Origin of the sequence: Xanthobacter autotrophicus (genome assembly GCF_030015065.1) — a bacterium.
Lineage (GTDB): Bacteria > Pseudomonadota > Alphaproteobacteria > Rhizobiales > Xanthobacteraceae > Xanthobacter > Xanthobacter autotrophicus_D.
Window position 1 is genome coordinate 20,366 of sequence record NZ_JAIVFN010000066.1, and the last position, 6,808, is coordinate 27,173.

At 68.8% G+C, this 6,808-nt stretch carries 5 protein-coding genes and 1 pseudogene; 3 read left to right on the forward strand and 3 right to left on the reverse strand.

The annotated features are described in order from the left end of the window. Window positions 1-12 precede the first annotated feature (12 nt). Window positions 13-387, forward strand: coding sequence for a DUF971 domain-containing protein (locus K9U40_RS14075; protein ID WP_282890802.1), 375 nt, complete (start codon window positions 13-15; stop codon window positions 385-387). Between the two features lie 111 nt (window positions 388-498). Next, window positions 499-1,230, forward strand: coding sequence for a DUF1223 domain-containing protein (locus tag K9U40_RS14080; protein WP_282890803.1), 732 nt, complete (start codon window positions 499-501; stop codon window positions 1,228-1,230). A gap of 175 nt (window positions 1,231-1,405) precedes the next feature. Here K9U40_RS14080 and K9U40_RS14085 read toward each other — a convergent pair whose 3' ends face one another. From K9U40_RS14085 to K9U40_RS14095, 3 genes are all read right to left on the reverse strand, one after another. Then, complete coding sequence (locus tag K9U40_RS14085) at window positions 1,406-2,578, reverse strand: acetyl-CoA acetyltransferase (RefSeq protein ID WP_282890804.1); 1,173 nt, start codon at window positions 2,576-2,578, stop codon at window positions 1,406-1,408. Between the two features lie 63 nt (window positions 2,579-2,641). Beyond that, window positions 2,642-4,339 (reverse strand): formate--tetrahydrofolate ligase, encoded by a 1,698-nt coding sequence (locus tag K9U40_RS14090; protein WP_282890805.1) that lies wholly within the window; start codon window positions 4,337-4,339, stop codon window positions 2,642-2,644. Window positions 4,340-4,463: 124 nt separating this feature from the next. Further along, window positions 4,464-6,203, reverse strand: coding sequence for a tetratricopeptide repeat protein (locus tag K9U40_RS14095; RefSeq protein ID WP_282890806.1), 1,740 nt, complete (start codon window positions 6,201-6,203; stop codon window positions 4,464-4,466). A 324-nt stretch (window positions 6,204-6,527) separates the two neighbouring features. Here K9U40_RS14095 and K9U40_RS14100 point away from each other — a divergent pair. Further along, window positions 6,528-6,800, forward strand: a pseudogene (locus K9U40_RS14100) (4-(cytidine 5'-diphospho)-2-C-methyl-D-erythritol kinase); the annotation flags it as partial. Window positions 6,801-6,808 lie beyond the last annotated feature (8 nt).

The following is a 6,808-nucleotide window of genomic DNA, read 5'->3' on the forward strand; positions in this document are numbered from 1 at the left end:
TGGAGAACGAAAATGGCCACAGCGTCTGCCCCCGCCGCGGCATGGCCCACCGAGCTTCGTGTGGTGAATGACCGCCACGCCCTCGCCGTCACCTTCGATGACGGCCAGAGCTTCACCCTGCCGGCCGAATATCTGCGGGTGGAAAGCCCCTCCGCCGAGGTGCAGGGCCATAATCCGGAGGAGAAGATCCTCGTCGCCGGCAAGCGCGCCGTGCGCATCGCGCAGGTGGAGCCGGTGGGCAATTACGCGGTGCGGCTCATCTTCGACGACGGCCATTCCACCGGCATCTACACCTGGCCGCTGCTCCACGCCTATGGCGTCGAGCAGGAGGAGAAGTTCGGCGCCTATCTCAAGGCGCTGGAGGAGAGCGGCCTGTCGCGCGGGTGAAGTCCGCACGATGACGCGAGGATGTAACCCGGCACGGGCTCCGGCCGAAGCGCTCAGGGAGCACGTTCGGCCGTGTCGCGGCCGACGGCGCCTTGCTCCGGAGATCGCCCGATGCCCGCACAGACATGCCCCTCGCCGCGCCGCCCGCGCCTGTTCTACGCCGCTTCCCTCATGCTGGCGCTGGCGGCCGCCAGCGCAACGCCGGCTGTCGCCGCGCCGCAGAGCCAGCGTCTCGCCGTGGTGGAACTGTTCACCAGCCAGGGCTGCTCCTCCTGCCCTCCGGCCGACGCCAACCTCATCGCCCTCAGCCGGCGGCCGGATGTACTCGCCCTCAGCTTCAGCGTCACCTATTGGGACCATCTTGGCTGGCGCGACACCTTCGGCAAGCCGGAATTCACCCGGCGCCAGTATGCCTATGAGCCGCAGCTCGGCGAGCGCGGTCCGTTCACTCCGCAGATGGTGGTGAATGGCCGCATCAGTCGCGTCGGCTTCAACCTGGCGGAGATCGAGCGGGCCATTTCCGCCGCCCCGCCGTTCAGCGGACCCGATATCGCGCTGGGCACACGGGAGGTGTCCATCGGCCGGGGCGCCGCGCCGATGGCGGAGGCCGACATCTGGCTTGTGGCCTATGACCCGAACATCGTGGAGGTGCCAGTCCGGCGTGGCGAAAACTCCGGCCGTACCCTGCCCCATGCACGGGTGGTGCACCGGCTGGAGCGCCTCGGAGGCTGGGACGGCACGCCGCTGCGGATTGCCCGCAGCGAGACGCCGCCCGGGCTGCGGACTGCGATCCTGGTCCAGCTTCCGTCCGGCGGTCCGATCCTCTCGGCAGTGACGGAGTGAGGCCAGCAACCCGGGCATGCCGGGCGGCGGAAGCCCGCCTGGCGCGGGATGAGAGGTCGTTAGAGCGTCCTCGAGCGAACCGGATACCAGTTCGCTCGAGGAAAGCGCGTCAAAACAAGATTCTAGAGCGACTGCCGTGAACCAAGGCGAACGGAAGTCGCTCTAACCCCTGCCCTCACTTCACCCGTTCGAGGACCGAGACGTAGTTCGCCACGGCCGCGCCGCCCATGTTGAAGATGCCGGCCATCCTGGCGTCGGCGATCTGCATGTCGCCGGCCTCGCCCATGAGCTGCATGGCGCAGAGCACGTGCATGGACACGCCGGTGGCGCCGATGGGATGGCCCTTGGACTTCAGCCCGCCCGAGGCGTTCACCGGCAGCTTGCCGGTCTTCTCGGTGATGCCCTCGCGCACCACCTTGTAGCCTTCGCCGGGCTTGGCGAGGCCCATGGCCTCATATTCGATCAGCTCGGCGATGGTGAAGCAGTCGTGGGTCTCCACCAGGTCGAGGTCGTCGAGGCTGATGCCGCCCTGCTCCAGCGCCTTCGCCCAGGCGCGGCGGGCGCCCTCGAAGGCGATGGGATCACGCCGCGACAAGGGCAGGATGTCGTTGGCCTGGGCGCGGGCGCGGAAGGCGACGGCGCGCTGCAGTGTTTCCGCAACGTCGGGCGAGGCGATCACGAGGGCCGCGGCGCCGTCCGACACCAGCGAGCAGTCGGTGCGGCGCAGGGGACCGGCCACATAGGGGTTCTTCTCGGAGATGGTGTTGCAGAACTCGAAGCCGAAATCCTTGCGCATCTGGGCGTAGGGATTGGAGACCCCGTTCTTGTGGTTCTTGGCGGCGATGCGCGCCAGCTCCTCGGAACGGTCGCCGTAGCGCTGGAAATAGTGCTGCGCGATGCGCCCGAACACGCCGGCGAAGCCGCCGTCGATGTCCGCCTCTTCCTTGCGGTAGGAGGCGTTGAGCAGGATGTCGCCCACCTCGGCGGTGGGCTTGGCGGTCATCTTCTCCGCCCCCACCACCAGGGCGATGCGGCCCTGTCCGCTCCCGATATAATTGAGCGCCGAGTGGATGGCGGCCGATCCGGTGGCGCAGGCATTCTCCACCCGCACCGCCGGGGTGTGGGCCAGCTCCGGCACGCTCAGCGCGGGCATGGCGCCTTGGAAATCCTGCTTCTGGAAGCCGGCATTGAACACGCCCACATGGATCGAATCCACGTCCGTCGGCGCGAGGCCCGCATGCTCGATGGCGGCGCCGGCGACCCGGCCCATCAGCGCCTCGGTGTCGGCATCCTCGAGCTTGCCGAAGGGGGAATGCGCCCAGCCCACGATGGCGGCCCTGGTCTCCATGTAACGTCCTCCGGGCGGCGTGACGCCGCGTTGATGTTGGTTCAGATAGGTGCGCGGCCGGTCTTATGACAGGCCGGCGATGAAGCCGTCCGGCATCACGAAGATCTCTTCGGCCGCCGGCTGCGAGGGCAGGCCCGGCATGGTCATGATGTCCCCTGCCAGCGCCACCACGAAGCCGGCGCCGGCGCTGAGGCGCACATCGCGCACCGGCAGCACGTGGCCCTCCGGGGCGTTGCGCGCCGCGGGGTCGGCGGAGAAGGAATATTGCGTCTTCGCCATGCACACCGGCAGGTCGCCGAAGCCGGAAATCTCGAATTCATGCAGCTTGCGGGCGGCGGCGGGGGCGAGGTCCACACGGGCGGCGCGGTAGATCTCGCGGGCCACCGTCTCGATCTTCCGGGGGAGCGGCAGCTGGTCGGGATAGAGGGTGTGGAAGGTGGAGGGGCGCTCCACCAGGTCCAGCACCTCGCGGGCCAGATCCTCGGCCCCGCTCCCGCCCCTCGCCCAGTGGCCGCAGACGTGGACGCCGGCGCCCAGCGGCGCCAAAGCGGCGCGCACGGCCTCGGCCTCCTCATGCGTGTCGGAGGTGAAGTGGTTCAATGCCACCACCACCGGCAAGCCGAACTTCTCCAGGTTCTCCACATGTCGCTTCAGGTTGGCGCAGCCCCGCGTGACCGCATGCGCGTCCGGCGTGCCCAGCTCCCTGAGCGAGACGCCGCCATGCATTTTCAGCGCCCGCACGGTCGCCACCACCACGGCGGCGGAGGGCGCAAGGCCGGCCTGCCGGCACTTGATATCCAGAAACTTCTCCGCCCCGAGATCGGCGCCGAAGCCGGCCTCGGTCACCACCACGTCGGCGAGGCCGAGGGCGGCCTTCGTGGCCATCACCGAATTACATCCATGGGCGATGTTGGCGAACGGGCCGCCATGGACGAAGGCGGGGGTGCCCTCCATGGTCTGCACCAGGTTCGGCTGGAAGGCGTCGCGCAGCAGCGCCACCATGGCGCCGACGCCGCCCAGCTCCTGCGCCGTCACCAGCCGGCGGCCGCGGGTCTGGCCGATGACCATGCGCGACAGGCGCTCCTCGAGGTCCGAAAGGTCGGAGGCGAGGCACAGGATGGCCATGACCTCGCTGGCGACCGTGATGTCGAAGCCGTCCTCGCGGGGGAAGCCGTTGCCCGGTCCGCCGAGGCCCACGGTGACATGGCGCAGCGCCCGGTCGTTGAGGTCCATCACCCGCCGCCAGCTGATGCGCCGGGCATCGAGGTCGAGGCCGTTGCCCCAGTGGATGTGATTGTCGATCAGCGCCGCGAGCAGGTTGTGCGCGGCGGTGATGGCGTGGAGGTCGCCGGTGAAATGCAGGTTGATGTCCTGCATGGGGATGATCTGCGCCCGCCCCCCGCCGGTGGCCCCGCCCTTGGCGCCGAACACCGGGCCGAGGGAGGGCTCGCGCAGGCACACGGCGGCCCTGGTGCCGAGCCGGCTGAGCGCGTCGCCGAGGCCGATGGTGGTGGTGGTCTTGCCCTCCCCAGCGGGGGTCGGGTTGATGGCGGTGACGAGCACCAGGCGCCCGCGCGGCCGGGATTCGATCTCGCCGATGAAATCCAGCGCCACCTTGGCCTTGTGCGGGCCGTACCGGTACAGCGCGTCCGCCGGTATCCCCAGGGCGTCCGCCACCTCGGCGATGGGCCGGGGCGTCACGCTGGCGGCGATGGCGGCGTCGGAAGAGGGATCGAGCGGGCGGGCGGTTCTCTCATGCATGCATCAGTCCCCGGACGGCGCGACCCTATCGGGTCCCGCCGCGCGAGGAAAGCGCGGGGTGCGGCAAAAGTGCTTCGTCCGCGACGACGGGGAACGCCGCCCGGCGGCGCCCCTCAACCCGGTGTCACCCGCCCTTCTGGGTGTCCTCGGCCTTGCGCACGGGGGCCGGCTGGTCCACGGCATCGAGGCCCTTGTCGATCTTCACCACGATCTTGGCGAGGTCGTCTGGCTCGGGCTTGAGGTCGCGGGCGTGGGCCCACTGGAAGCCCGCCTCCAGCCTGCGGCCCACCTTCCAGTAGGCATCGCCCAGATGGTCGTTGATGACCGGGTCCTGCGGCATCAGCTCGATGGCGCGTTCCAGCTCCACCACGGCCTCGTCATAGCGGCCGAGGCGGTAATAGGCCCAGCCCAGGCTGTCCACGATGGGACCGTCGTCGGGCCGCAGCTTCACCGCCCTGCGGATCATGTCGAGGCCCTGGTCCAGGTTGATGCCCTGGTCCACCCAGCTGTAGCCCAGATAGTTGAGCACATGGGGTTGTTCCGGGTTCAGCTCCAGCGCCTTTTTCAGGTCCGCTTCCGCCCCCGGCCAGTTCTTCGAGCGCTCGTTGCAGATGCCGCGGAAATAGAACAGCGCCCAGTTGGCGCGGGCCGGCTGCGGAATCAGCGCGATGGCCTTGGAATAGGTGCCGGCGCACTCGGAGAACATCTTGCGGGCCTGCTGGATCTTGCCCAGCGCCACGATGGCCTCGATGTCCTTGGGGTCGGCGGCGATCATCTTGTCGAGATGGGCGCGCGCGTCGTTGAACTTGTCGGTGGCGTCGAGGTTGACCGCGAGCTGGACCTCGGCATTGCGCTTCAGCGGCGAGGTGTCGGGCACGCTCTCATAGACCTCGATGGCCTTGGCGGGCTGCTTCAGCTGCTCGTAGAGGTCGGCCAGGGTCAGGCTGGCGAAGGGGTGCTCGGGATAGAGCCAGATGGCCAGCTGGAGATAGACGAGGGCGAGGTCCTCCCCGCCCTGCCGGCCGACCGTGGAGCCGAGGCCGTAGAGCACCTCGGAGGAGCCCTCCTGCGCCGTCCGGACCAGCGGCGGCAGGGTCTTGCCCGCCTTCAGCTCCTTGATGGCGGCCATCACCACCGGGTGGTTGGGCAGCTGCTTGTCGAAGCTGGCATAGGCGGCCAGCGCCGCATCCACGCCCTCGTTGCGCGAGGCCCAGCGGGCATAGGCATCAATGGCCCGCAGGGAACCGGGATCGATCTTCATCGCCTGTTCCAGGCGCTTGCCCGCTTCCTTCTTCTGCCCGGCGGCATCGAGGATGAGGCCGGCATGCAGCTCCTTCAGGGGCACGTACCAGTCCGGACCTTCCAGGCGGTCGATCAGTTCCACCGCGCCCCTGGTGTTGCCGGAGCCGTAGAAGGTCCAGGCGGCCAGCAGCGTGGCGGTGAGATCGCCGATGGGGCCGCGCACCGACAAGGCGAGGTTGGTGCGGGCGGTCTGGTAATGGGCCTTCTTGATGGAGCGCACGGACAAGACGAGGCGGGCGATGCGGTGGGTGCGGTCGGCCTTCACCATGCGGTCGGCGAGCTTCATGGCATCGTCGATGTCGCCGTCCATGAGCATGGCGAAGAAGGTGCGCTCGACGATCTCCTCATTGCGCGAATCGAGCTTCATCAGATTGCGCAGGTAGGTAACCGCGGCATCCGAATCGCGCTCGGAGCTGGCGAGCCGCGCGGCGAGATAATTTCCGGCCAGCGAGGTATCGACGTCGGGGACCGCTTCGGCGCGGGCCGGGCTCGCCGCGAGATGGAGCACCGCAGCAAAACCGGCCGCCAGGGCCACGGAGAAGAAGGGGCGTGCAGTCGTCACCGATCGTATGTCCTGAAAATGCCGTCCCTGCCGGTTGCGCGCCAGAGATACTGGTGGAGGATCCAAGCGGGGCGAGATGGCGTGAGGATGGCGGCTTTCCTGTGGCACCGCAAGTTACGTGCGCGTAATGCCGCGCGACCGATACCGCAGGGCGGTGGTGCGGTGCGGCAAATCCTGCCGCGGGATGGCTCTCGGTTTGCCATGGAGCGCCGTGCCCCCTCCCCGCAAGCGGGGAGGGGGCACGGCGTTTCATTTTTAAACCGCGATAGGGCTCGGCCCCGCGCAAGCGTGACGGCCCGGCCCGATCTGCTATAAGCCCGCCCCATGGAACCGATGCGGGCGCGGGCCCCGGCAAAGATCAACCTGACGTTGCGTGTGGTCGGCCGGCGCACGGACGGGTTTCACGATCTCGCGAGCATCGTCGCCTTCGCCGGAGCCGGCGACCTCGTCTTCCTCGATCCGCGAGGCCCGCTCTCCCTCCATGTTTGCGGCCCCACGGCCGCCGCGGCCGGTCCGGATGACGACAATCTGGTGCTGCGCGCCGCCCGCGCCTTCGCGGAACGGGTGCCCGGCGCGCGGCTGGGCCGTTTCTGTCTCTAATACAC